The 25,206-nt window shown below is 71.5% G+C and carries 23 protein-coding genes; 13 read left to right on the forward strand and 10 right to left on the reverse strand.

The window, feature by feature from the left end; all coding sequences use genetic code 11:
• Positions 1-73: 73 nt before the first annotated feature.
• Positions 74-943 carry a LysR family transcriptional regulator gene (locus Pta02_RS27815; RefSeq protein ID WP_203877907.1) on the reverse strand — a complete coding sequence of 290 codons (870 nt, stop codon included), beginning with the start codon at positions 941-943 and terminating at the stop codon, positions 74-76.
• A gap of 930 nt (positions 944-1,873) precedes the next feature.
• Between Pta02_RS27815 and Pta02_RS27820 the strand changes: the two genes are divergently transcribed.
• Entirely contained in the window at positions 1,874-2,872 is a 999-nt protein-coding gene (locus Pta02_RS27820; RefSeq protein WP_239131275.1) for a neutral zinc metallopeptidase, read from the forward strand.
• Between the two features lie 148 nt (positions 2,873-3,020).
• On the forward strand, positions 3,021-5,072 hold the full coding sequence (locus Pta02_RS27825; RefSeq protein ID WP_239131279.1) for an LCP family protein: 2,052 nt from the start codon (positions 3,021-3,023) through the stop codon (positions 5,070-5,072).
• Positions 5,073-5,183: 111 nt separating this feature from the next.
• Here the strand turns inward: Pta02_RS27825 and Pta02_RS27830 are convergent, their stop codons facing one another.
• A complete protein-coding gene (locus Pta02_RS27830; protein WP_203877909.1) occupies positions 5,184-7,232 on the reverse strand; it encodes a spermine/spermidine synthase domain-containing protein in 2,049 nt (682 codons plus the stop codon).
• 171 nt (positions 7,233-7,403) lie between these two features.
• On the opposite strand from Pta02_RS27830, the gene Pta02_RS27835 reads away from it, so the two are divergent.
• Together Pta02_RS27835 and Pta02_RS27840 are read left to right on the forward strand one after the other, a co-directional pair.
• On the forward strand, positions 7,404-8,756 hold the full coding sequence (locus tag Pta02_RS27835; protein ID WP_203877910.1) for a S8 family serine peptidase: 1,353 nt from the start codon (positions 7,404-7,406) through the stop codon (positions 8,754-8,756).
• Positions 8,757-8,766: 10 nt separating this feature from the next.
• Positions 8,767-9,000: a hypothetical protein gene (locus tag Pta02_RS27840; protein WP_203877911.1), complete on the forward strand. Its 234-nt coding sequence runs from the start codon at positions 8,767-8,769 to the stop codon at positions 8,998-9,000.
• Positions 9,001-9,029: 29 nt separating this feature from the next.
• Here Pta02_RS27840 and Pta02_RS27845 read toward each other — a convergent pair whose 3' ends face one another.
• From Pta02_RS27845 to Pta02_RS27855, 3 genes are all read right to left on the reverse strand, one after another.
• The gene (locus tag Pta02_RS27845; RefSeq protein ID WP_203877912.1) at positions 9,030-9,881 is read right to left on the reverse strand and encodes a hypothetical protein; all 852 of its coding nucleotides are present in this window, start codon (positions 9,879-9,881) and stop codon (positions 9,030-9,032) included.
• Positions 9,882-9,963: 82 nt separating this feature from the next.
• Complete coding sequence (locus Pta02_RS27850) at positions 9,964-10,695, reverse strand: ABC transporter permease (RefSeq protein ID WP_203877913.1); 732 nt, start codon at positions 10,693-10,695, stop codon at positions 9,964-9,966.
• On the reverse strand, positions 10,692-11,582 hold the full coding sequence (locus tag Pta02_RS27855) for an ABC transporter ATP-binding protein (RefSeq protein ID WP_203877914.1): 891 nt from the start codon (positions 11,580-11,582) through the stop codon (positions 10,692-10,694). Before Pta02_RS27855 ends, Pta02_RS27850 begins: the two co-directional genes overlap by 4 nt.
• Positions 11,583-11,656: 74 nt before the next feature.
• On the opposite strand from Pta02_RS27855, the gene Pta02_RS27860 reads away from it, so the two are divergent.
• The 3 genes from Pta02_RS27860 (at position 11,657) to Pta02_RS27870 (ending at position 13,932) form a co-directional block, all read left to right on the forward strand.
• Positions 11,657-12,310, forward strand: coding sequence for a TetR/AcrR family transcriptional regulator (locus Pta02_RS27860; protein WP_203877915.1), 654 nt, complete (start codon positions 11,657-11,659; stop codon positions 12,308-12,310).
• Positions 12,311-12,484: 174 nt separating this feature from the next.
• Positions 12,485-12,973 (forward strand): nitroreductase family deazaflavin-dependent oxidoreductase, encoded by a 489-nt coding sequence (locus tag Pta02_RS27865; protein ID WP_203877916.1) that lies wholly within the window; start codon positions 12,485-12,487, stop codon positions 12,971-12,973.
• A gap of 80 nt (positions 12,974-13,053) precedes the next feature.
• Positions 13,054-13,932 (forward strand): ion transporter, encoded by an 879-nt coding sequence (locus Pta02_RS27870; RefSeq protein WP_203877917.1) that lies wholly within the window; start codon positions 13,054-13,056, stop codon positions 13,930-13,932.
• A 19-nt stretch (positions 13,933-13,951) separates the two neighbouring features.
• Here the strand turns inward: Pta02_RS27870 and rpsD are convergent, their stop codons facing one another.
• Positions 13,952-14,566, reverse strand: coding sequence for a 30S ribosomal protein S4 (rpsD, locus tag Pta02_RS27875; protein ID WP_203877918.1), 615 nt, complete (start codon positions 14,564-14,566; stop codon positions 13,952-13,954).
• Between the two features lie 87 nt (positions 14,567-14,653).
• Between rpsD and Pta02_RS27880 the strand changes: the two genes are divergently transcribed.
• Positions 14,654-15,397, forward strand: coding sequence for a DUF2470 domain-containing protein (locus Pta02_RS27880; RefSeq protein WP_203877919.1), 744 nt, complete (start codon positions 14,654-14,656; stop codon positions 15,395-15,397).
• A gap of 126 nt (positions 15,398-15,523) precedes the next feature.
• Positions 15,524-16,786 carry a GAF domain-containing sensor histidine kinase gene (locus Pta02_RS27885; RefSeq protein WP_203877920.1) on the forward strand — a complete coding sequence of 421 codons (1,263 nt, stop codon included), beginning with the start codon at positions 15,524-15,526 and terminating at the stop codon, positions 16,784-16,786.
• 114 nt (positions 16,787-16,900) lie between these two features.
• On the opposite strand, the gene Pta02_RS27890 is transcribed toward Pta02_RS27885, so the two are convergent.
• From Pta02_RS27890 to Pta02_RS27900, 3 genes are all read right to left on the reverse strand, one after another.
• Positions 16,901-17,374 (reverse strand): hemerythrin domain-containing protein, encoded by a 474-nt coding sequence (locus Pta02_RS27890; RefSeq protein ID WP_203877921.1) that lies wholly within the window; start codon positions 17,372-17,374, stop codon positions 16,901-16,903.
• A gap of 70 nt (positions 17,375-17,444) precedes the next feature.
• Positions 17,445-18,626 (reverse strand): zinc-dependent alcohol dehydrogenase, encoded by a 1,182-nt coding sequence (locus tag Pta02_RS27895; RefSeq protein WP_203877922.1) that lies wholly within the window; start codon positions 18,624-18,626, stop codon positions 17,445-17,447.
• A gap of 62 nt (positions 18,627-18,688) precedes the next feature.
• The gene (locus tag Pta02_RS27900) at positions 18,689-19,642 is read right to left on the reverse strand and encodes a TIGR03557 family F420-dependent LLM class oxidoreductase (protein WP_203877923.1); all 954 of its coding nucleotides are present in this window, start codon (positions 19,640-19,642) and stop codon (positions 18,689-18,691) included.
• Between the two features lie 280 nt (positions 19,643-19,922).
• On the opposite strand from Pta02_RS27900, the gene Pta02_RS27905 reads away from it, so the two are divergent.
• The 3 genes from Pta02_RS27905 (at position 19,923) to Pta02_RS27915 (ending at position 23,610) form a co-directional block, all read left to right on the forward strand.
• On the forward strand, positions 19,923-20,294 hold the full coding sequence (locus Pta02_RS27905) for an STAS domain-containing protein (RefSeq protein ID WP_203877924.1): 372 nt from the start codon (positions 19,923-19,925) through the stop codon (positions 20,292-20,294).
• 97 nt (positions 20,295-20,391) lie between these two features.
• The gene (locus tag Pta02_RS27910) at positions 20,392-21,441 is read left to right on the forward strand and encodes an NAD-dependent epimerase/dehydratase family protein (RefSeq protein ID WP_203877925.1); all 1,050 of its coding nucleotides are present in this window, start codon (positions 20,392-20,394) and stop codon (positions 21,439-21,441) included.
• A 99-nt stretch (positions 21,442-21,540) separates the two neighbouring features.
• Positions 21,541-23,610, forward strand: coding sequence for a catalase (locus Pta02_RS27915; RefSeq protein WP_203877926.1), 2,070 nt, complete (start codon positions 21,541-21,543; stop codon positions 23,608-23,610).
• 83 nt (positions 23,611-23,693) lie between these two features.
• On the opposite strand, the gene Pta02_RS27920 is transcribed toward Pta02_RS27915, so the two are convergent.
• Positions 23,694-24,140 (reverse strand): DUF4383 domain-containing protein, encoded by a 447-nt coding sequence (locus Pta02_RS27920; RefSeq protein ID WP_203877927.1) that lies wholly within the window; start codon positions 24,138-24,140, stop codon positions 23,694-23,696.
• 137 nt (positions 24,141-24,277) lie between these two features.
• Between Pta02_RS27920 and Pta02_RS27925 the strand changes: the two genes are divergently transcribed.
• Positions 24,278-25,177, forward strand: a complete 900-nt coding sequence (locus Pta02_RS27925; protein WP_203877928.1) for a DUF72 domain-containing protein — start codon at positions 24,278-24,280, stop codon at positions 25,175-25,177.
• Positions 25,178-25,206: the final 29 nt, after the last annotated feature.

Below are 25,206 nucleotides of genomic sequence, written 5' to 3' on the forward strand. Positions count from 1 at the left end.
CTATCGCCCGGTGTCGGAGAGGCCGGCGCTCCCACCTGCGCCGCCTCTGGGTTTCGCTGAACGACGTGCTTGACTACGCGGCCGACCCACCCTCGGCCACGGTCAGGAACTCCTGCGCGATGGCGGGCAGACGCCGCCTCGCGTGGACGATGGCGATCACCCGGCGCACCGAGGGATCGAGCGGCCGGACCACCAGCCCGGCCCGGGCGGCCTGCTCGGCCATCCCGCGGTACCACAACAGGGAGGCCGTGCCCGCGCGGACCGGCCCCAGCCAGTTTCCGCGCTCTTCGGCCTCCAGCGCCGCCACGGGGGCGACGCCGTACTTGGCGAACAACGAGTCGAACTCCCTGCGCCGGGCGCTGCCGGGGGTCGGCAGCACCAGCCGCATGCCGTTGAGCCTGCTCATCGGCACCGGATCGGGCAGGTCGAGGCCGGGCGGGGAGATCAGCACGATCTCCTGACGCTCCAGCGGATGGCTGATCAGATCGGTGGGGACGGGCAGGTCCGTCAGGCCGAGATCGGCCCTCTGGCTCCTGATGGCGCTCACCACGCCGTCCCGTCCGTCACAGCGGACGATGTGCACACGCACCCCCGGATGCTCGGCGGTGTAGGCGGGGAGGATGCGACCGGCCAGTCCCGGCTCGAGGCTGGGTGTCGAGGCGATGCGGAGCTCCGCCTCGGACGGATGGCCATGGGTCGACAGAGCCTCGATCTCATGAACGGCGTCGAGCGCCTCCCGGGCCAGCTTGACCACCCGGCGCCCCTGCGCCGTGACGACCACGCCGCGCCCGGAACGGGCGAACAACGTCATCCCGAGCTCTCGTTCCAGGTCTCTGATCGCACGGGAAAGCGCCGGTTGTGCGATGTAGAGAGACCTGGCCGCGTCGGTCATGGTGCGGTGCTCCGCCGTCGCTACCACGTAGCGGAGCTGCTGCAGATTCATGGCTTGAAGCTAAGACACCGCGCCTCGCCTGGTCCGGTACATCGCGGAGATCACCTCGGATGATTTCGGAACGTAGTCGAATGCAGTCACATCCGTGACGGGTGATAAATCAGTATGCTTACGCCCCAAATTTGGCAAACGTCCGGGCCTATCGGCCATATCGGACGCCAAGGCCTACGGGGAGACAGCGTGACAGCCAACGGGCAATATCCTCCACCGCCACCTCCACCTCAGGGATATCCGCATCCGGCGCCGCCGGGCGGGACCAGCGACGGGTTCACCCGTCGGATGCCGGCACCGGACGCCATGCCCGAGGGAGGCCATGGGGCCTGGTCTCCCGCGCAAGGCGCCTCCGGTCACCCGTACCCGCCCGCGCCTGCGCCGGGTGCCGCTCAGCCCTATCCGCCCGCGCCTGCGCCGGGCACCGCCAACCCCTACCCGCCCGCGCCCCCGCAGGGCCACCTGGCACCGCCGCCGAACCGGGGTTACCCGGCACCGCCGCCGAACCGGGGTTACCCGGCCCCGCCGCCGGGCCAGGGCCGTCCCCCCGTGCCGCCCGGCCAGGGATATCCGCCGCCTGCGCCGCCGAACCGCGGCTATCCGCCACCCGGGCCCGCGGCCCCGCCGCCGGGACAGGGATACCCTCCGCCGCCCCCGCCGGGCACCGCCCAGCCCTATCCGCCCGCGCCTGCGCCGGGCACCGCCAACCCCTACCCGGCAGCGCCCCCGCAGGGCCACCCGGCACCGCCGCCGAACCGGGGCTATCCGCCGCCCCCTCCCCCGCCGAACCGCGGCTACCCCCCGCCCGGGCCCGCGGTCCCGCCGCAGACGGGCATGCCGTACGGCCAGCCGCCCCCGCCGCCCGGACCGCCCCTCTACCCGCCACCCGCCTGGCAGCCCCCGCGGCCCCGCCAGGGAGGCGGCGCGGGTGTGATCATCGGCACGGTCTTCGGCGTGCTCGCGCTGACCTTCGTCGGTCTCGTGCTCGTCGCCGCCATGTTCAACTCCAGCCGCCTGTCGGACACCGTCTCGCCGGTCGCGCTGCCGACCGACAGCACGTCCGACCTGCCCACCTCCAGGCCGACGTACCGCTCCAGCGGCGAGTCCGAAAGGGAGCAGAACTCCGACAGGGAGCAGGACTCCGGCAAGGAGAGCAACGACACCTCCAACCCGCAGACGAGCAAGGCCAAGACCCTCAACACGTCCCTGAAGAACAACTCCCTCTACGCCGCCCAGGGCCTGCCCCGGGTGAACTGCCCCGCGGGCGGGGCCAGCATCTACAGCCACAGCCAGCTCAAGGCCCTGATCCTGAAGACCTCACGGTGCATGGACAAGGCGTGGTCGCAGGTGCTGCGCGACAGGGGCATCCAGTGGCACCGGCCGGGCTACGCCATCACGGCCACCAGGGGCCGCGGCGCCTGCGGGGACTTCCCCCAGGTCGGCAGCATCGTGCCGTACTACTGCCCGCGCAACACCACGATCTACGCCTCGACCACGGCCATGGCCAAGGGGTCGGGCAACTCGCTGGGCTACGGCCAGCTCACCAGCTGGAACGGCGGGATCATCAGCATGATGGCCCATGAGTACGGCCACCACGTCCAGCAGCTGACCGGCCTGTCGAACACCTGGTGGGAGCAGTCGCTGCGCTCCACCAGCCAGAGCGGCAAGCTCGCGCTGAGCCGCAGGTTCGAGCTCCAGGCCACCTGCTTCGGCGGGATGTTCATGCGCGCGGCCTCGGCCAGCTATCCGGTCACCCCCACGCAACGCAACACGCTCTACTACTTCTACTCGCGCGTCGGCGACCACCCCGGCTACCCCCGCGACCACGGCAAGCCGATCAACAACAACCGCTGGTTCCGCCAGGGGTTCGAGAAGAACAAGACCTTCCAGTGCAACACCTGGCGGGCCTCCTCCTCCACGACCTCCTAGGTTCGGCCCCTGTTCATGTGAGCTTGGCCATCTGTCTGTCATGTCCAGGTATGGGGGCTAGAATCCAGGGCAATTCTGTGCAATCGGGGGACCTCGGCCATTTTGCCAGGTGGACCGGGACGAAGACGAAGTAGGAAGCGGTGTGACGATGCACCTTGGGCAGGACTCGGGGGATCTCACCGGCGAGGGCGGGAAACGACGTCCTCGACGGCGCGGTGGTCGCGCACCCCGCCCGGGCGACGCACCGGACCGGAACGCCGGCCGGGCCCCGGGCCTGCCGAGCGAGGACGAGAGCGGTCCGCACACCGGCCAGATGGCCGCCATCCCCGCGGACCCCGCGGCGGGACCCCCGGCGGGGCAGGCGCCCGCCCCGGCCGAGGCCGTGGACGGTCCCCAGACCGGCCAGATGGCCGTCGCCCAGATCATGGCGGCGGGGGCCGGCCAGGATCGGGAGACGGTGCGCGAGCGCAAGGTCGCCCCCGCCGGGGGCCCGCACGAGCGCATGGTGGCCTCGGGGAACGGGCGGACCCCGCACGAGCGCATGGTGGCCTCCGGAGACGGGCGGACCCCGCACGAGCGCATGGTGGCCTCCGGAGACGGACGGGCCGCCCGGGAGCACGGGACGGCGCCGGAGGACAGGTCCCCGGGGGAGCGCGAGGTCCCCCTCCTGGTGCCGAACCCCCGGCCCGCCGCCGACCCCCCGGGTTCCGGCGAGGACCCGGGCTCCCCGAAGCGGCCGCGGTTCGCCCGGCCGCTGACCGCCGGCGCGCTCATCGGCTGGACCGCCCTGTCGGCGATCCTGCCCGGTGCCGCGCACCTGCGGGCCGGGCGCCGGCGCGCCGGCTCCGTCATCCTCGGCGTCTTCGTCCTGCTGCTGGTCTCCGCGGCGGTCGCCGGGCTCATGCTGAAGGACAACACCGGCCTGGCCACCCGGGACGGCGTGCTCGGCCTGGGCGTGGGCCTGGCCGGGCTCGGCGCGCTCGGCTGGTTCCTGCTGGTCCTGTCCTCCTACGTCACGCTCGGGCCCAACCGGCTCAACAGCACGGGGCAGATCATCTCCGGCGTCGTCGTCGGCACGTTGTGCGTGACGGTGATGGCGCCCTTCGCGCTGGCCGCCAGCACGGTGCTGACCATCAAGGAGACGGTCAACGACATCTTCCCCAGCGATCCGCAGGACCCGGCCGTACCCGCCTTCAAGCCCGAGGACCCGTGGAACGGGCAGGAACGGATCAACTTCCTGCTCATCGGCGGCGACGGCGCGGGCAACCGGGAGGGCGTGCGGACCGACAGCATGAACGTGGCCAGCATCCACATCAAGACCGGCAACACGGTCATGTTCAGCCTTCCCCGCAACCTGCAGCACGTGCGGTTCCCGCCCACCAGCCCGCTGGCCAAGCAGTTCCCCGACGGCTTCATGCGGGAGCTGCCCAACGGCGGCCTGCTCAACGAGGTCTGGCAGTACGCCGAGGACCACCCCGAGGTCATGGGCGGCCGCAGGCACCAGGGCCCCCGCGCGCTCATGGACGCGATCGGCTACACGCTCAACCTGAAGATCGACCACTACGCCCTGATCAACATGTACGGCTTCGCCCACCTGGTGGACGCCATCGGCGGACTCAAGATCAAGGTGGAGCAGGACGTGAAGTTCGGCGGCAGCTTCGGCACCGCCGGCACGATCAAGGCCGGCTACCGCACGCTCTCCGGCGAGGAGGCCCTGTGGTACGGCCGCTCCCGCGTCGGCAGCGACGACTTCTCCCGGATGGCCCGCCAGCGCTGCGTCATCGGCGCCTTCGCCCAGCAGGCCACCCCCAGCGTCGTCCTGACGAACTTCACCAAGATCGCGAGTGTGGCCAAGCGGGCCGCCCAGACCAACATCCCGCGCGACATGCTGGAGCACCTGACCGACCTGGCCCTCAAGGTCAAGGACGCCAGGATCACCAGCCTGCAGTTCGTGCCGCCGGAGTTCTACTCCGGCTCCCCCGACTGGCAGAAGATCCGCGCCGCGACCGCCCGGGCCCTGAGCCAGTCGACCCGGCCCACCCGCCGCGCCCTGGCCGGCCGGGCGACCCCCTCCCCCGGCGACAGCGGCACCGCCGTACCCTCGCCGTCGATGAGCGCTCCCCCCTCGGCGACGCCGAGCCGTACCCCGACGGCCAACAACAAGAACGCCCGGGGGCTCGACGAGCTGTGCGGCCTGTGACGGGCGGCCTGTGACGGGCGGACCGTGACCGGTGGCCTCTGACGGCGCGGGCCCCGCGGGAGAGCGTCCCGCGGGGCCCGCGCCGTCGAGGGCGGCGGCTCGGGGCACGGTTCAGGCCGCGGGCCGGGCGGCCCTGGGCAGCAGGGCGAACGCCCCCAGATAGAGCAGTCCGGCGATGACCAGCAGGGCCTGGTAGCCGACGAGCAGCGCCAGGTACTCCAGGCAGCCGCCCACCATCGCGCCCAGCAGGTTCGCGCCGAAGGCCGTGGTCCCGTCGGCGGAGTCGGCGAACCGCTTGGCGAACACCACGTTGGCCGCGAAGATCGGCAGGAAGGCCACGACCACCGCGACCAGCGCCCGCAGCGGCACCGGCAGGCCCAGCAGCCAGGAGGTGGGCACCAGCCAGGCCAGCACCAGTCCCGCCAGCAGCACGCCGTACATGACGGGCAGCGACGGGGTCCGGAAGCGGCGCGTCACCTCCACCGCGGCCAGCACCGCGACCAGCACCCCGGCGAACACGATCGCGTTGACCACCCAGGTGGTGCCGAACAGCAGCGCGAACCCGGTCACGCTCTTGGTCTCCAGCAGCAGGAACGCCACGCCCAGCAGGAACAGGTCGGCGTAGGGGCGCATGCGCGTGTACGGCCCGGCCACCGCGCGCACCGCGAGCATGCTGACCAGCAGGATCAGGCCCAGGGTGATGACGTAGATCTGCGGGATCGTCCGGTCCTTCAGATAGAGGAAGGGCCGGTCGTCGCCGGAGGGCGGCGGGGTCTGGGCGCTCGCCCCGGCCCACTCCCCGCCGCAGGCCTGGTCGCCCGCGGCGAGCCCGGCGGTGATCACGGCCTGCTGCCCGGCCTGGCTGACGACGTCCACGCACGGCTTGTGGCCGAAGGCGGCCTGCATGGTGGAGGCCAGCCGGTCCACCAGCCAGTTCTCCCGGTAGTAGTTGTACATCGAGAAGGTGCCGCCGGGCTTGAGGTGGTCCCTGGCCGCCTCCATCGCCTCCCGCGTGAACAGATAGCTCTCCAGCCGCAGCGAGCTGGCGCCGGAGACCAGGGTGAGCGAGTCGGGCAGCGCGAACAGGATCAGGTCGTACTTGCGGTCGGTCTGCTCCAGGAACGCGCGGCCGTCGGTGACGTGCGTGCTCACCCGGGGGTCGGCGTAGGGCCGGTCCGGGTGGTAGATCCCGCCCAGCTCGCGCAGCTTGGGGTCGATCTCCACCGCGTCCACCCGGCCGGCGCCCTTCGACAGCGCGATCGCCACGTCGGTGCCGCTGCCCGCGCCCACGATCAGCACGTCGTCCAGCCGCCCGACGGCCGACCGCTCGTAGGGCAGGGCGTACTGCCGCTCCCACTCCAGCCGGTTGGCCGCGGGGACGGCCCGCTGGTGCGGGATCCCGTTGACCTGGATGTCCATCACCCGCACCCCCTCCTGGTCGAAGTGGGTGTGGGTCACCTTGTAGTACGGCGACCACAGCGCCCCGGCGGTCAGCGTCTCGGCGGCCAGCGCCGCGACGACCACCAGCGACGGCACGGCCACCGCCACCCGCGACCAGGCCCGCCTCGGCTGGAGCAGGACGGCGTAGGCGACCGCGGTGATCACGCCCCACACCACCGGGGGCGCGCTGAGGAACGACAGCGCGGTGAACAGGCCGATGCCGGTGAGGCTGCCGATCAGGTCGTAGCGGTAGGCCTCCAGCCGGTCCAGCTCGGGGAAGCAGCGCCCGACCAGCTCGGCCGGGCCCATCAGCACGAGCGCCGCGGCCACGAAGATGACCGGCAGGATCGCCCAGGGCGGCGGCCCGGCGGTGCTGAGGCTGGTCCAGTACAGCACGCCCTCGGTCTGCCGGTCGACGGTGACCGGGAACATCAGGACGACCATCACCAGGACGGCCAGCGTGATCGGCGAGTAGTACGGCTGGCGGGTGGTCCGGCCCACCCGCAGGAACCCCAGCCCGATGCCCAGGAACGAGCCGAGCAGCACGAAGTTGGTGAAGTAGCTCAGGTGCACGATGTTCGAGCCGGTCCACCGGATCAGCGCCAGTTCCAGGAAGAGCATGAACGCGCTGGCGACGACCAGTCTCGGCCGGGTGCTCAGCCAGTGCGCGGACGGGACGTCGGGACGGGGGGGAGGCGTGGTCTGCGCCGCTGCGGTCATGGCGTCCAAGCTAGTGATCCCTGCCCTTTCGGGGAAGGAAAACCAGCATCGACGGTTCGCGGGGCTTTGCGGGTATGCGGGCTGGTCGGGATGGGTTTGCAGGGGTGGACGTGATCGCGGAGATGCAGGAATGTGGTGGAGCACGTTCCCCTCCGACCCCGGTGGTGCAGCATGCGCGTCCTGATCCAGCTCCGCCCCTCCCCCGAGATCGTCGCCGCGGTGATCGACCCCGGCGTGACCACGACCCCCGCCGACGTCGCCGACGGCCTGCCCGGAGTCGTCCTCGATCCCTCCTTCGCACCCGTGGCGGTGCCGCGCCCGGTGCCGGCCGCCGGGGGCGACCCCCTGACGATGAACCAGCCCCTGACGTTCTCGCTGGCCGCCGAGGACGCCTCGGTCCTGGTCCGGGGCGAGATCTCCGACGACGAGCTGTCCACCCGCCTGCCCCTGCTGTCGGCGTCCCGGCGCGACGTCGTCGGCGTCTTCTCCGACCCGGTGATCGAGCCGAACATCACCTGCGGCGGCGACCCGCCGGTGGGCGACTGGCGCGACGTCGCGCGGCTGCTGGACGTCGACGGGCTGGCCGAGGACGGCCTGGACGGCACCGGGGTGGCGCTCGCGGTGGTGGACACCGGGATCAACCTCGAGCACGTCGTGCGCCACATCGGCCGGGAGGCGCTGCTGGACAAGGAGCGCAGCTGGGTGCCGGGCGGCGTGGACGGCACGCCGGGGGCCTTCGAGGTCGACCACGGCACGATGTGCGCCTTCGACACGCTCGTCGCCGCGCCCCGGGCGACGCTGCTGGATCTGCCGGTGCTGCTCTCCCGGCGCCAGGGCGGCTCGGCCCTGGACGGCCTGCTCTCCGACGCGGTGGCGGCCTACGCCCACCTGCGCGACGTGCTGACCGCCCAGCCGGAGGAGAGCCGGGCCCTGGTCGTCAGCAACAGCTGGGGCTCGTTCTCCCCGCGCTGGGACTTTCCCGTGGGACACCCCGGCAACTACTCCGACAACCCCGCCCACCCGTTCAACGTGATCGTGGCCGGCCTGGAGCAGGAGGGCGCCGACATCCTGTTCGCCGCGGGCAACTGCGGGCGCGACTGCCGCGACGGCCGGTGCGCCTACCCCGACCGGCCGATCGTGGGCGCCAACTCCCACTCCCGGGTGCTGTCCGTCGGCGGCGTCGACGTCCGCAACGAGCGGGTGGGCTACTCCTCCCAGGGCCCCGGCCGCCTGTCCCAGCGCAAGCCCGACCTGTGCGCCTACACGCACTTCTCCGGCTCCAAGGCCTTCGGCGACGACGCGCCCGACTCCGGCACCTCCGCGGCCTGCCCGGTCGCCGCCGGCGTGGTCGCGGCCGTCCGCACCCGCTGGCCCGCCACCCGCCTGACCCCCGGCCAGCTGCGCGTGCTGCTGCGCCGTACCGCCGAGGACCGCAGCACCGTCGGATTCGACTACGACTACGGTTACGGCATCGTCGCCACGGAGGGGATACGCACCGCTTTGCGCCGGAAAGGAGCCGCGTAGCGTAGGGTGCATGCTTCTCGTGACGGTACGGCTTCCGCCTGACGCGACGTTGACGGACGCCATGGAAAGCCTCGGACTCTCGCAGGAGGAGGTCGACATCGGCTACGGTCTGGTGTCGATCGACCCCGCGCACGGGCTGTACGTCCTGCGGGTCTCCGAGTCCGCCGCCCGGCGCATCGACCCGGCGACGGGCACCGGCGTCTACTCCGACCCGCCCATCGAGCCCTTCGGCCCGCCCCGCTAGGAACCCCCTCCCGGATCACCGGGAGGGCCTCATCGTGCGGGGGCCGAATCCGGGCGGGGGCCGGCACCGCGCCGCCGGCGCAGGAGGAGACCGGTGGCGGAGGCCAGGACGAGCAGGAGCCCGCTCGCCACGAAGGTCCTCCCGTCCGGGCCGGCCTCGCCGCCGCCTCCGGTGGCGGCCCCGCCCCTCGGGGTCCTCATCACCCCGTTCCCCGGCGCGTCCTCCTGCGCCGTCTCCACCGCGGTCGCCGTCGCGGTCGCGGTGACGGTACGGGTCGGCTGCGGGTTCACGGGCGCCGGGACGGGGCCGGTCGGGTCCGGGTCGTCACCCGGCTCGCCGGACGCCGCGGCGACCCGCAGGGCGTGGGTCGTCAGGACGTCTTCGTTGAGCACCTCGCACTCGATCGCCCGCTCGGAGGGCGTGGTCCCGAAGTTGATCGCGGCCGGCCGTACCGTCCCGGTGCCCGCGGCGTTCGGGGTGGTCAGCACCGGGACCACCCCCGCCGGGAGCGGGATGATCTCGCCCGCCTCCGGCGTGCCGAGCTCGCCCACCCCGGTGCCGGAGGTCAGGCCGGGGAAGTCGCTGATGGAGGCATAGGCGTACAGCTTGGTGCCGGCGGCCAGTCCCCCGGCGGGCGCCGACAGCTCGGCGCCCTCGACGTACGTCCCGCGCCAGCCGATGCTCAGCTGCTCGCCCGCCCTGGCCCCGGTCGGCATCGTCAGCTGGACCCTGACCTCGACGTCCTGCTTGTCCCCCGTGGCCTTCGTGGTGCACTCGTACTCGACGATCTCGGTGACGACGACCGCGGCGCCTGCGGCGTGCGCCTGCTGATGCGGTAGAAGGGTCAAGGTGACGGCCGGGAGGATGAGACGGACGCGCAAGACGGCTCCTGATGCGACAGACGGTGGCACAGGGAAGACGGCGCGTGAGGGCGTCCGGTTGACAGGGGTAGGCCCTGTTTCGTCAGGCGTTCTCGCGGTTGAAGACGCGCGTTCCGACCGCCACGCAGACCACCGCGAGGATCGCGGTCACCGCGACGCCCGCCGCCACCGTCCAGGTCGCGTAGTGACCGGCGAACAGGTCGCGGATCGCCTCCACCACGTGGCGGAACGGGGTGAGACGGGAGATCACGTCCAGCCAGGCGGGGGCCATGGACATCGGCAGGAACGCCCCGGAGAGCAGGACCAGGGGGATGACCGCGGTGCTCACGATCGGCGCGAAGGCGTCGGGGTCCATGACCAGGGCGATCGCGTTGGACAGCGCGGCCAGGCCGACCCCGAGCAGCGTCATGAGGGCCAGCCCGGCCAGCACGCCGGGCAGCGGCGCGCGCAGGCCGAAGGCGTAACCGGCCGCTATCAGGATGACCGACTGGATCAGCACGGTGAGGGAGCTGCCCAGGACCCGGCCGAGCAGCAGGGCCGTACGGCGGGCCGGGGTGACCCGCAACCGCTCCAGCACGCCCGAGCGCGCGTCGAAGACGATGCCGATCCCGGACAGGCCCGCGCTGAACAGGCCGACCTGCGCCAGCAGGCCGGGGACCAGCGTCTCCCAGGTGCCGATCGTGGCGAACAGCGGGCCGAACAGCGCCAGGTAGAGCAGCGGCTGCAGGACCCCGAAGACGATCCCGGCCTTCTGCCGCAGGGCGATGCGGACGTTGTGCCGCGTGACGAGCCAGGTGTCGCGGACGGCGTTCATCGGTTCCCCCGCTTCCCCGCCGCGGCGGCCCGCCCGCCCGGGGCGCCGGATCGCGTGAGGGTCCGTCCGGCCGCCGGGACCTCGTCGGCCCGCCCGTCCGGGACACCGGGTTCTCCATGGGGCCGCCCGGGCGGTGAGCCCGGTTCCGCCGCCTCGCCGTCCTCCCTCAGGGATCGGCCGGTGATGGCCAGGAAGGCGTCGTCGAGAGTGCCGGCGCCGCCCTTGAGCTCGGCGGGGGTGCCTTCGGCGACGACCGTGCCGTGGTCGATGACGACCAGCCGGTCGGCCAGCGTGTCGGCCTCGTCGAGATAGTGGGTGCTCAGGAAGACCGTGAGACCGTCCTCCTCGCGCAGGCGGCGGATGTGCTGCCACAGGTTCGCCCGGCTCTGCGGGTCGAGGCCGGTGGTCGGCTCGTCCAGGAAGAGCAGCGACGGCCGGTGGACCAGGCCGAACGCCAGGTCGAAGCGGCGGCGCTGGCCACCGGAGAGCGCCCCGCCGGGACGTCCGGCCAGGGCCGTCAGCCCCAGGCGCTCCAGCGTCCCGGCGACCCGTTCACGGGCCTCGGCGGCGCCCATGCCGTACAGCCTGGCGTGCAGCTCGATCTCCTCCCCCACCGGGGCGGACGGGCCGACCCCGCCGCCCTGGGACACGTAGCCGATGCGCCGGCGCACGCCCTGCGGGTCGGTCACGAGGTCGTGCCCGGCGATCGTGGCGGTGCCCGCGGTGGGGCGCAGCAGGGTGGTCAGCATCCGCATGGTGGTCGTCTTGCCCGCGCCGTTGGGACCGAGGAAACCCACGATCTCCCCCGCCTCCACGGTCAGGTCGATGCTCCTGACGGCCTCGACGCCGCCTTTGAAGGTCTTGGCCAGACCCGATGTCTTGATCATTTAATCGCCTCCATATTTACAGTAACACTAATTTTTAAGTCACTGCAAAATTTGTCCGGCACTAGGATGGGGACATGAGCGAAGGCCTGCGGGAACGCAAGAAGAGAGAGACCCGCCTGCGCATCTCCGACATCGCGACGGGACTGTTCATGGCCCGGGGCTTCGACAACGTGACCGTGGCCGAGGTCGCCAGGGCGGCCGACGTCTCGGTCAACACCGTCTTCAACTACTTCGCCACCAAGGAGGATCTGCTCCTGGACCGGACCCCCGAGGTGGAGGAACTGCTCGTGCGGGTCTTCCTGGAGCGCGGGCCGGGCGAGAGCGTGCTGCAGGCCGTGCGCCGCGACTTCCTGGAGGCACTGGGGGCCGGCCACTACCGCTACGGGTTCCACGAGGGCGGCGACGTCTTCATCCGGATCATCGAGGCCAGCCCGTCCCTGAGCGCCCGGGTCCGGGAGATGAACGAGACCCGGGAACACAGGCTCGCCGAGGCCGTCGCCGACGAACTCGACGCCGATCCCGACGATCTCACCCCCGCCGTGGTCGCCGCGCAGATCGGCGCCACGCTCCGCACGGTCGTGGGCTACGCCGTACGGCGCATGCTGGCCGGGGAGACCGTCGAGGCCATCGCGCCGGACCTGCGGCGGCAGGCCGAGCACGCCTTCGCACTGCTGGAGAAGGGGATCGGCGACTACGGCGCCCGGCGGGAGGGGCGGCAACGGTCATAGGGCGCGGGGAACCGCGGGCGATGCGAGAGCGGTGACGGCCACAGGGCACGGGGAACCGCGGGCGATGCGAGAGCGGCGACGGCCGGGAGTCTACCTAGCGCTTGCTACGATCAGTGTCGAGCGGCCGTCCGGTCGCGGGAGTCCCGCACACCAGAAGCACACCAGGAGTCCACCGTGGGTGCACCTCTCATCGCGCGGCTCAAGCCGTTCTTCCAGTGGCTGGCGGCGACCGACGCGTTCATGAAGGCCGGGCCGGTGATCGTCCCCCGGCTCGACCGGGCGGTCCACCGCCTCACCGGCGGGAAGAGCGTCATGAGCGATCAGATGCTCCCCACGCTCGTGCTCACCACGACCGGCGCCAAGAGCGGCCTGCCGCGCCCCACCCCGCTGGCCTGCCTGCCGGAGAAGGACGGGTCCTTCCTGGTCGTCGGCTCCAACTTCGGCCGCGAGCACCACCCGGCCTGGAGCGGCAACCTGCTCAAGGACCCCCGGGCCGAGGTCTCCTTCCGCGGCCGGCGGGTCCCGGTCACCGGCCGGCTCCTGGAGGGCGGCGAGCGGGCCGAGGTCTGGCCCCGCCTGGTGCGGATGTGGCCGGTCTACGACCGCTACACCGAGAAGTCGGGCCGCGAGCTGCGCGTCTTCCGCCTGTCCCCCGAGTCCTGACCGCGCCCGCCGGCGGGCAGGGCCCCGGACATCCGTTATGATCTTGCGCTGTCCACGACCCTCCGCCCCCGGGAGTTCCGGTGCGTGAGCGCGTTCGCGCCGTCCTGGAGACCTCACGCTTCCAGCAGATGATCATCGCTGTCATCGTGATCAACGCGGCGACCCTCGGGCTGGAGACCTCCGCCGGCGTCGTCGAGCGGTACGGCACGGCGCTCACGATCGTCGACCACGTCGCGCTCTACGTTTTCGTGGCGGAGCTGGCGGCCAAGGTCTACGCCTACCGCGGCCGGTTCTTCCGGGATCCGTGGAACCTCTTCGACGCCTCGATCGTGCTGGTGTCCCTGCTGCCCACCGCGGGCGGCCTGTCGGTGCTGCGGGCGCTGCGGATCCTGCGGGCGCTGCGGCTGATCTCGGTGGTGCCGAGCCTGCGCAAGGTCGTCACCGCGCTCCTGACCGCGGTGCCCGGGATGACGTCGATCGTGCTGCTGCTCGGCCTGGTGCTCTACGTCGCGGCCGTGATGAGCACCAAGCTGTACCACACCACGGCGCCGGCGTACTTCGGCGACCTGCCCACCTCGCTGTTCACCCTGTTCCAGATGATGACCGGGGACGGATGGTCCGACATCACCCGCGAGGTGATGGACCGGCACCCGTGGGCGTGGGTGTTCTTCGTGCTGTTCATGCTGGTGTGCACCTTCGTCGTGCTCAACCTGTTCATCGCCGTGGTGGTCAGCGCGATGGAGGAGGAGCACGCCGAGGAGTCGGTGCAGGCGACCGAGGAGCTCGGCACGGTGGTCCTGGCGGAGCTGGCCGCCCTGCGGGCCGAGGTGCGGGAACTGCGGGACCGCGTCGCCGCCGCGCCCGACGGCGACCGGCCCGGCCCGGCCCGGCCCTCCGACGTCCGGCCGGGCCGCAAGCGGCGCTCCGGCGGCCGGACGGCGTCACGTCAGCGGGGGTAGGGCCCCGCGCGGCGTCGCGTCAGCGGGAGTAGAACTCCACGACCATCTGCTCGTCCACCGGGACCGCGATCTGCTCGCGCAGCGGCCGGCTGACCACCGTGAAGCGCAGGTCGGCGTGGCTGACGTCCAGGTAGGAGGCGATGCGCTCGTCGGCGTAGACGCCTTCGGCGGCGGCGACGAACGGCTGCATCCGGCGCGACCTCTCGCGCACCGCGATCACCTGGCCGGGCTTGACCAGGTAGCTGGGGATGTCCACCTTGCGGCCGTCGACGGTGATGTGCCCGTGGGAGATGTACTGGCGGGCGGCGTAGATCGACGGGGCCAGACCGGCGCGCAGGACCAGGGAGGCCAGGCGGCTCTCCAGCAGCACCACCAGCTCGGCGCCGGAGCGGCCGGGGCTGCGCAGCGCCATGTCCCAGTAACGGCGCATCTGCCGCTCGGAGACGTCGTAGTACCAGCGCAGCTTCTGCTTCTCCATCAGCCGCAGGCCGTAGTCGCCGGTCTGGCGCCGGTTGGTCTTGCGGCCGTGCTCGCCCGGCGGGTAGGGGCGCTCCTCGAAGTAGCGCACGGCCTTGCGGGTGAGCGGGACTCCGGCGCGGCGGGAGAGCCGCACCTTGGGTCCGGTGTAGCGCACAGTCGCTCCCTTGTGGTTAGGTTTGCCTTACTGAGGTAAGGCTTACCTTAGACGCAATGACCGCCCGATCTCAAGGAGAGCCGGCTCATGCAGCGCCCCGTCACCGCCCCGCCCGTTCCCGAGCGGGTCCGCACCCTCGCCGCGACCGCCGCCCCCACCCACCTCTCCCTCGCGGGCACGACCCGGCCCGCCATGCCCGTCAGGGGCGGGGTGGACGGCTCGGGACGCCCGGTCCTGCTGGTCAAGCCCGGCGAGCCGCTGCACGGCGCGGCCGGCCTCGAGCCGGTGGTCACGGTGGACCTGACCGCGAGCCGCTCGCTGGGCGGCGTCGAGCTCTCCCGGGGCCTGCTCAAGGTGCAGGGCTGGCTGCAGGCCGTACCGGCCGGCGAGCTGCGCGGGACCGCGGTCGACATCGCCGAGCGCTGCCCGGACGAGGCGCTGTTCGAGGCGGTGGAGGACCCGGCGGGCCCGGACGGGCCGCGGCTGCTGCGCGTGGACGTCGGCCAGGTGATCTATCTCACCGGCCCGGAGTCGGGCGTCCTGGACGCCGAGGAGTATCTCGACGCGGCCCCCGATCCGCTGACGGCCGACGCCGAGCGCATCGTCCACCACGTCAACGAGGCCCACCGCGACCGCCTGGAGAGGGCCCTGTGCTCCCTGCTGCCCTCCGGGGTCACCGACCCCTGGCTCTGGGAGCTGGACCGCTTCGGCGTCACCGTGCGATCGGGCGGCCTCGACCGGCCCACCCTGATCCGCCTGCCCTGGCCCGCCCCCGTCGCCGACGCGGGTTCACTGGAGGCGGCCCTGCACTGCCTGCTGTGCCACCACTGACGGCGCCGCCGCCGGCGGCGTGAATTCCCCTCTCCTGACCGGCCGTTTACCCGCTTCCCGGGCATGGGGACCCGCCCAGCGGATACAAGTGGCCTAGAACTTCGGCGAGCTGATGAGTGGGTGGCAATGGCGGAGGGTCCGGTACCGCCCGACGAGAACGACCGGCTACGGGAACTGCACAAGCTGGAGGCGCTCGACGCCCCGCTGGACAGGGACTTCCAGAACGTCGCCGAACTCGCCGCCTCCATCTGCCGCACGCCGGTCGCGCTGGTCAACCTGGTGGGCGGTGAGCTGCAGCACCTGCGGGGCCGCGTGGGCGTCGCCGGCGACGTCGTCGTGGGCCGGAGGACGGGCCTGTGCCCCCACGTCGTCTCCGGCCGCGAACTGCTGGAGGTCCGCGACGCGCTCGCCGACCCGCGCTTCCGGGACGATCCCCTGGTCGCCGGGGAGCCGTACCTGCGCTTCTACGCGGGCGCGCCGGTGATCGGCGGGCACGGGCACGTCCTGGGCACGGTGTGCGTGATGGACCACCGGCCCCGGCTCCTGGCCGAGGAGCAGAAGCGCGCCCTGCGCCTGCTGGCCTGCCACGCCGCCGCGATGCTGGAACTGCGCCACCATGCCCGGCAGGGCGAGAAGGTCGCCCGGCATCTGGAGGAGGTGGCCGACCTCAAGCACCAGTTCCTGCGCAACATCAACCATGAGCTGCGCACCCCGCTGACCTCGATCCGCAGCTATCTGCAGCTGCTCCAGGACGGCGGGCTGGAGGAGGACACCGAGCGGGACTTCCTCCAGGTGATCGAGCGCAACAGCGACCGCCTGCTGGAGCGGCTGGACGAGCTGCTGCTGATGGCCAGCCTCAGCGCGCACACCGCCGCCTTCTCCCCGCAGCGGGTCGACCTGGCCGGCCTCACCCGCCGCGCGGTCGAGGAGGCCGTCGCCAAGAGCGCCGGGCGCGACCACGACATGCGCCTGCGCATCGCGACGGAGGCGCCGGTGTGGGCCGATCCGGACCGGCTGCGGTACGCGCTGGTCCACCTGCTGGACAACGCGATCAAGTTCACGCCCGCCGCGGGCGTCATCAACGTCACCGTCACCGCCGTCCCCCCGGCCGTGGAGATCCACGACGCCGGGATCGGGATCGGGGAGGAGGACGTGGAGCACGTCTTCGAGGACTTCTACCGCTCCCGGGAGGCCGAGGAGCAGGCGATCGGCGGGACCGGCGTGGGCCTGTCCATCGTCAGCAGGATCGTCGAGCTGCACGGAGGATCCGTCGAGCTGCGCAGCACGCTGCACGAGGGGACCTGCGTCCGGGTCACCCTCCCCGAGGCGCCGGCCGCCGGCCCGCCGGAGGATCACCGGGACCCGCAGGACCGCGACGGACCCCGGTGATCCTCCGGCCCGCTACGCGCGGAGCCCGGACGGCCGCCGGGGTACGGCGGGCGTCCGGGCTCCGGGGGTACGGCGCGCCCTCCCGCACGGCGGCGCGCCCGTCCGGCTCCCGGCCTACTGCCGGGCGCTGGAGACGGCCAGCGGCTCGCTCGGCGCCCTGCCCTTGGCCTTGACCATCTCCTCGCACAGCTCCTGGAGCTGGTTGCGGCCCATCGCCTTACGCACCTCGGGGAACCACTCGTTCTCCTCCTCCTCGACGTGGTGGCGGACGTTCTCCATGAGAACGGTCACCTTGGCGTCGAAGCGCTCGTCCCGGGGGTCCATGTCCTTGAGCTCGGAGAGCATCCAGACCACCACGTGGTGCTCCTCCACGCTCTCCAGGACGTGGTCCACGGTCTCCGGCGCGGCGGCGCGGGCGGCGGGGTAGAAGACCTCCTCCTCGATGTACGCGTGGGCGGTGAGTTCCTCGATCATCTGGTCGACGAGCTTGCGCTTCTCGTCGTAGGCGTCCTCACCGGCCTTCTCGAACTGCTTGAACAGCTTCTCGACCGTCTTGTGGTCTTCCCTCAGGAGAACGATGGCGTCCACGGGTTCCCTTTCTATCGATGGAGCGGTTCTGGAAGCCGAGACGGGGGCGGCGGCCCCCGCCTCAGGGGCCTCAGGGATTGAGCAGGACCTTGATCGCCCCGTCCTGCTTCTTCTGGAAGATCTCGTAGGCGTGCGGCGCCCGGTCCAGCGGCATCCTGTGGGTGGCCAGGTCCATGACGCCCAGGGGGTCGGCGTCATCGGTGACCAGCGGCATCAGTTCGTCGATCCAGCGCTTGACGTGGGCCTGGCCCATCCGCACGGTGACGCCCTTGTCGAACATCCTCAGCATCGGCATCGGGTCGGCCATGCCGCCGTAGACGCCGCTGACGGAGATCGTCCCGCCGCGCCGTACCGTCTCGATGGCCTGGTAGAGCGCGGCCAGCCGGTCCACGCCCGCGTTGGTCATCAGCGGGGCCGCGATCGCGTCGGGCAGCATGCCGGTGAGCGTGTGGGCGAACTTCGCGACCGGCGAGCCGTGCGCCTCCATGCCGACGGCGTCGATGACCGAGTCGGTGCCGCGTCCGCCGGTCAGCTCCCGGACCGCCTCGGGGACGTCGTCGGTCACCTCGCTGTCCAGTACCTCGATCCCGTGCCGGCGGGCCATCTCCAGCCGTTCGGGCACCCCGTCGACGCCGATCACCCGGTATCCGAGGTGCTTGGCGATGCGGGCGCTCATCTGGCCGATCGGGCCGAGGCCGAAGACCGTGACGCTGCCGCCCTCGGGGATCCCGGCGTAGTCCACTGCCTGCCAGGAGGTCGGCAGCACGTCCGACAGGTAGACGAAGCGCTCGTCCGCCGGGCCCTCGGGGACCTTGATCGGGCCGAACTGGGCCTGCGGGACGCGCAGGTACTCCGCCTGGCCGCCGGGGACCTCGCCGTACAGCTTGGTGTAGCCGAACAGCGCCGCGCCCATGCCGTGCTCGCGGACCTGGGTGGTCTCGCACTGGGCGAAGAGGTTCATGCCGCACATGTGGCAGTGACCGCAGGAGATGTTGAAGGGGATGACGACCCGGTCACCCGGCTTGATGTGGCCGACGTCGGCGCCCACCTCCTCGACGATGCCCATCGGTTCGTGGCCGAGCACGTCGCCCGGCTCGATGAAGGGGCCGAGGACCTCGTACAGGTGCAGGTCGGAACCGCAGATCGCGGTCGTCGTGACCTTGATGATCGCGTCGGTGGGTTCCTTGATCGCGGGGTCGGAGACCTCCTCGACCCGTACGTCGCGCTTGCCGTGCCAGGTGACGGCCTTCATAGTCTCTTGTCTCCTCTCCGATCCGACGTATGGCGTCTACCCGTACCCGGGCCGGCAAACGGTCAGCGCAGACGGGGCAGGACCTCCTTGGCGTAGAAGTCGAAGAAGGCGTCCTGTTCCTGGCCGATCTGGCTGATGTAGACCTCGTCGAAACCGGCGTCGAGGTACTCCTTGACCGCCTTGACGTGGACCTCGGGGTCGGGGCCGCACGGCGAGCCCTGACTGGCGTCCTCCACCGAGACCATCTGCGCCAGCTGCTCGAAGTGCCGGGGCAGCGGCAGGAGCTGGGCCGCCTCGCCCTGGATGCCCTGGGTCGGCCAGAGCCGGTGCACGGTCTTGCGCGCGGTGTCCTCGTCGGCGGCGTAGCAGACCTTCAGGCCGCCCTGCACGGTCTTGTCCCCGCCGCCGGAGGTGCGGAACATGCTCACCATGTCGGCGGAGGGGCCGGTGGAGATGTAGCCGTCGCCGATGCGCCCGGCCAGCTGCACCGACTTCTCGCCGAAGCCGGAGATGTAGACCGGCGGCGGCTCGTCGGGCAGCGTGTAGAGGCGGGCGGTGTCGACGTCGTAGTGCGTGCCGCGGTGGGTCACCAGCTTGCCGCTCCACAGCTCGCGCATCACCTCGATCGCCTCCTCCAGCATCTCCAGCCGTTCCTCGGCCGGAGGCCAGTGCGAGTCGATGATGTGCTCGTTGAGCGCCTCACCGGTGCCGACGCCGAGCCGGAAGCGGCCCTCGGTCAGCGCCGCGGTGGTCGCGGCGGCCTGGGCGATGACCGCCGGGTGGATGCGGACCAGCGGGCAGGTCACCGCCGTGGTGATCGGCAGCGACGTCGCCTCGGCGATGGCGCCGATCACCGACCAGACGAACGGGCTCTGGCCCTGCTCGTCCAGCCAGGGGTGGAAGTGGTCGGAGATCCACAGAGCCTCGAACCCCGCCTGCTCGGCGAGCTTGGCCTGGCGCACCAGCTCCTTGGGCCCGTGCTCCTCACTCGACAGGAAATATCCGAATTTAGCCATGTTGCCTCCCTGGCGTGAGCTGCATGGACTTCTCCATACCCATGGCGTAAAGGCCAAACAGGGCACTCACCGCCGAACCACTCACACAGGAGGTCGACCCGACACCCCTCCCTCCCCCGGCCCTCCGGAAAGGCGCATAACAAATCAGCCGGATCACCGCACAACCGGCGCCCGCCTTGTGTGTTCGCCCTCCGAGGGGCGAGACTGAGGGGACCAGGCGCATGAGCGGGCCAGGAGATTCCAGGACCGCTGCCATCATGGCGCTGGTCTGGAGTCACCTATGCCGCTGAAGATCAACAGGGAGCGCCACGACGACTTCACCATCATCACGATCATCGGTGAGGTCGACAAGACGGAGGAGGCGCTGCTCAGCGAGCAGATCAACGAGGCGCTCACGGTCACCCGGCCTCGACTGCTGTTCGATCTTTCCTCTATGGACTTCATCGATTCCTCAGGGCTCCGGCTCCTCGTCCAGGCCTCCAGCAGGGCCCACCGCTGCGGCGGCACCTGCGCCCTGTGCTGCCTGAACCCCGTGCCCCGCCGCATCATGCGGCTGACCGGCCTCGACGCCGCCTTCGACGTCTATCCGACGCTCCAGGAGGCCCTCCTGCACGGACGGCCCGAGAGCGTCGCCTCGGTCAAGCTCGTCTGATCATCCGCATGCATCGCCCGCGTACCCCGTGAAGCCGCATACGCCGAAAATCACACCCCCGCCGGTTCACCCCCGGCTGTGAGGGCATCCGGGAGGTATGCGTGTAACAGTGGTCGGCGCCACCGGAAACCTCGGCACCAGCGTGGTGTCCTCCCTGGTGGCAGACAGCAGCGTCACATCCGTTCTCGGCCTGGCCCGCAGGCCGCCCGACTGGCGTCCAGAGAAGACCGAATGGCGCTCCGTGGACGTCTCCTCCGGAGATCTGGCCCCGCACTTCGAGGGCTCCGACGCGGTCGTGCACCTGGCCTGGCTGTTCCAGCCGACCCGCGACCCGATCACGACCTGGCGCGTCAACGCGCTGGGCAGCATGCGGGTCTTCGCGGCGGCGGCCCGCGCCAAGGTGCCCGCCCTGGTGTACTCCTCCTCCGTGGGCGCCTACTCCCCCGGCCCGAAGGACCGACCGGTCTCCGAGGACTGGCCCACCCACGGCTGGCCCGGAGCCGCCTACGGGCGGGAGAAGGCCTATGTCGAGCGGGCGCTGGACCTCTTCGAGCACGAGCACCCGGACATCAGGGTGGTACGGCTGCGCCCCGGCTTCGTCTTCAAGCGGGAGGCCGCGACCGAGCAGCGGCGGCTGTTCGCCGGCCCCTTCCTGCCCCAGCGGCTGGTACGGCCCGGCCTGATCCCCGTCGTCCCCGACGTCCCCGGTCTCCGCTTCCAGGCGGTGCACGGAGACGACATCGGCCAGGCCTTCCACCGGGCGGTGACCTCGCAGGTGTCGGGCGCCTTCAACATCGCCGCCGACCCGGTGATCGACCCCGCGGTCCTGGCCGAGTTCCTCGGCGCCCGCCGGGTGCGCGTCCCCGGCCGGCTGCTGCGGGGCGCGGTCTCGGCCGCCTGGCACGCGCGCCTGGTGCCGGCCGCCCCGGACCTGTTCGACATGCTGCTCGCCGTACCGATCATGGACGTCTCCCGGGCGCGCGCCGAGCTCGGCTGGCAGCCCCGGTACTCCGCGGTCGACGCGCTGCGCGACCTGATGGAGGGCATGCGCACCACCTCGGGCATGGCCACACCGCCGCTGTCGGCGAGCACCGGAGGGCCGCTGCGGATCGGCGAGCTGGCGACCGGGGTGGGCAGACGCCCGTAGAAGCCAGACCGTTCCTTTCCCGTTTCGGTGACACCTCCCGGGTATGGCGCTTTTCGAGGCGGAGATCTCCCCGCCCGATCGCACACCCGAAGGAGACCGATGCTCGGCGACCGCCGCACGGACAAGGACAAGCAACTCGACGATGTCCGGGTCGGTTACGAGGACACCGCCCTCACCACCGACCAGGGCGTCCCGGTGGACGACACCGACAACTCGCTGCGCCCGGGCGAGCGGGGCCCGACCCTGATGGAGGATTTTCACTTCCGGGAGAAGATCACCCATTTCGACCACGAGCGGATCCCCGAGCGGGTGGTGCACGCCCGAGGCGCGGGCGCCCACGGGTATTTCGAGCCCTACGACGACTCGCTGGCCCCCTTCACCAGCGCGCAGTTCCTGACCAGCCCGAAGGTGCGCACCCCCGTGTTCGTGCGCTTCTCCACCGTGGCGGGCTCGCGCGGCTCGGCGGACACCGTGCGCGACGTGCGCGGCTTCGCCGTGAAGTTCTTCACCCCGCAGGGCAACTTCGACCTGGTCGGCAACAACATGCCGGTCTTCTTCATCCAGGACGGGATCAAGTTCCCCGACTTCGTGCACGCGGTGAAGCCGGAGCCGCACAACGAGGTCCCGCAGGCCTCCTCGGCGCACGACACCCTGTGGGACTTCGTGCAGCTCCAGCCGGAGAGCACCCACATGATCATGTGGTTGATGTCGGACCGGGCCCTGCCGCGCAGCTACCGGATGATGCAGGGCTTCGGCGTCCACACCTTCCGGTTCGTCGACGCCGAGGGCCGGGGCACCTTCGTGAAGTTCCACTGGAAGCCCAAGCTGGGCATCCACTCGCTGGTCTGGGACGAGACCCAGAAGATCGCCGGCAAGGACCCCGACTTCAACCGCAAGGACCTGTGGGAGGCGATCGAGAGCGGGAACCTCCCCGAGTGGGAGCTCGGTGTCCAGCTCGTGGCGCAGGAGGACGAGCACGCCTTCGACTTCGACCTGCTCGACGCCACGAAGATCATCCCTGAGGAGGTCGTCCCGGTACGGCCGGTCGGGCGCCTGGTGCTCGACCGCAACCCCGACAACTTCTTCGCCGAGACCGAGCAGGTCGCCTTCCACATCGGCAACGTCGTGCCCGGCATCGACTTCACCAACGACCCGCTGCTGCAGGGCCGCCTGTTCTCCTATCTCGACACCCAGCTCATCAGGCTCGGCGGGCCCAACTTCACCCAGATCCCGATCAACCGGCCCCTGGCCGAGGTGCGCAACCACCACCGGGACGGCTATCACCAGACGGCGATCCCCCGGGGACAGGTGAGCTATCACCCCAATTCCCTGGGCGGGGGCTGCCCCGTGCCCGGCTCCCCCGGCGCCTACCGGCACTACCAGGAGCGGGTGGACGGGCACAAGATCCGCAAGCGCAGCGAGAGCTTCTCCGACCACTACAGCCAGGCGACGCTGTTCTGGAACAGCATGTCCGCCTGGGAGAGGCAGCACATCGTCGACGCCTTCCGCTTCGAGCTCGGCAAGGTGGTCAACGTGCACATCCGCGAGGGCGTGGTCCGCAACCTCGCCAACGTCGACCACGAGCTGGCCGTCTCGGTGGCCGCGGGGATCGGCGTCGAGCCGCCGCCGCCCGCCGCCCCCAACCACGGCCGCCTCTCCCCCGCGCTCAGCCAGGCCCACGCCCCGGTCCAGGGCGTCGCCACCCGGAAGATCGCGATCCTGGTGGCCGACGGCGCCGATTCCGCCCAGGTGAAGGCGGTGCGCTCGGCGCTGACCGGCATGGGGGCGATCTGCGAGGTGCTGGGCCCGCGAGGCGGCGCCGTACGGGACGGCGAGGGCGACCCCTTGCCGGTGACCCACGCGATGAACACGACGGCCTCGGTGCTCTACGACGCCGTGCTGGTGCCCGGCGGACAGGAGTCGGCGCGTGAGCTGAGCCTGGACGGCCTGGCCGTGCACTACGTCGCCGAGGCCTTCAAGCACGGCAAGGCGATCGGCGCCCTCGGCTCCGGGAGCCGGCTGCTGGAGATCGCCCGGCTCGGTCCCGGCCGGCACCCCGGCGTGGTCACCGACGACGGCGACGATGTCGACGGGTTCGTGAAGGCCTTCGCCGCCGCGGTCGCCGCCCACCGCCACCCGGAGCGTGCGATCCACTCCGTCCCGGCCTGACCCGTACGGCCCGCGCGGACGCGAAGGGGCCCGGCCGCATCCGGCGGCCGGGCCCCTTCGGCGTCCTCTCCGTCGGCCGCCCGTCAGATCCGCGAGGAGACGGGACGGCGGGTGAGCAGGAAGCCCATGGCGAGCATGCCCAGGCCGAGCACCAGGTGCAGCCAGTTGTCGGCGTTGTTGACCGGGACGAAGTTGGCCGCGGTGTCGTGGCCGACGACCATGCCGTACAGCCAGAGCAGCAGGTAGACGACCCCGCCGCCGATCAGGTAGCTACGGGCTCCCGACCACGTCCGAGCGAGCGCGACGCCCGCCACTCCGAACAGGAGGTGGACGATGTTGTGCAGGATCGAGACTTCGAAGATCCCAAGCAGCATCGCGTCCGACTGGTGACCGGCGAACTCGAGCTGGTCGACGTTCGTGGTTATGCCGGGGATGAACCCCAGGATGCCGACGAGCAGGAATACGACCCCGACGATCAGCGCAGCGAGCTGCACCGGCGTGCGTGCGGTACGGGGGTGCGCTGCGTTCATGACGCCTCCCAATATTCGGTTCGGTTGTGATCGTCTCCGCTACCCCCGGCGGGGGGAGGTAATCACTCCCGCGTGCGTCCATACCGTGAAGGTGACCGGCAGGTGAGGGCCCCGCCCGCCGGGGCAGGGGGCGGGGCATGGCGAACATCCTGGTGGGCACGGCCTCGTGGACCGACCGGTCCCTGCTCGACTCGGGCTGGTATCCCGCGGAGGCCTCGACCCCCGCAGACCGGCTGGCCTACTACGCGCGGCGGTTCCCGCTGGTGGAGGTGGACGCCACCTACTACCATCCCCCCTCGCTCAAGACCGTGCAGGCCTGGCGGGACCGCACGCCCGCGGGCTTCACCTTCAACGTCAAGGCGTTCTCCCTGCTGACCGGGCACCCCACCCGCGCGCGCTCGCTGTACAAGGACCTGCGCACGGCGCTCGGCGACCCGGACGGCTCCCTGTACGCCCGCGACGTCGGCCCGGAGATCCTCGACGAGGTGTGGCGGCGATTCCTCGCCACGCTCACGCCCCTGCACGAGGCGGGCAAGCTCGGCGCCGTGCTCCTGCAGTTCCCCCCGTGGCTGCCGGCCGGGGAGCGCAACCGGCGTCACGTGCTGGAGTGCGTACGGCGCTGCGCCCCGATGCGGGCGTGCGTGGAGTTCCGCAACCGCACCTGGATGGAGGAGGACGAGCGCGCCCGCACGCTCGACTTCCTGGCCTCCCACGGCATCCCCTACGTCAGCGTGGACATGCCGCAGGGCCACCCCTCGTCGGTCCCGCCCGTCCTGGCCGCCACCGCCGACCTGGCGGTGGTCCGCTTCCACGGTCATTCGGAGAAGTGGGCCAGCAAGCGGATCGAGGAGCGGTTCGCCTACTACTACTCCGAGGCCGAGCTGGAGCGCTGGGCCGCCAGGATCGGCGAGTTCTCGCGGGAGGCGGAGACCGTGCACGTCCTGATGAACAACTGCTGCCGCGACAACGCCCAGCGCAACGCCGCCCGGATGGCGGAGATCCTCAGCGATCTCGCCGTCCCGGCCCGGTCCTCCTGAGGCCGCCGCGTCGTCCGGGAGGCCGGGCG

The sequence above is a fragment of the Paraplanobispora takensis genome, from assembly GCF_016863195.1.
Lineage (GTDB): Bacteria > Actinomycetota > Actinomycetes > Streptosporangiales > Streptosporangiaceae > Planobispora > Planobispora takensis.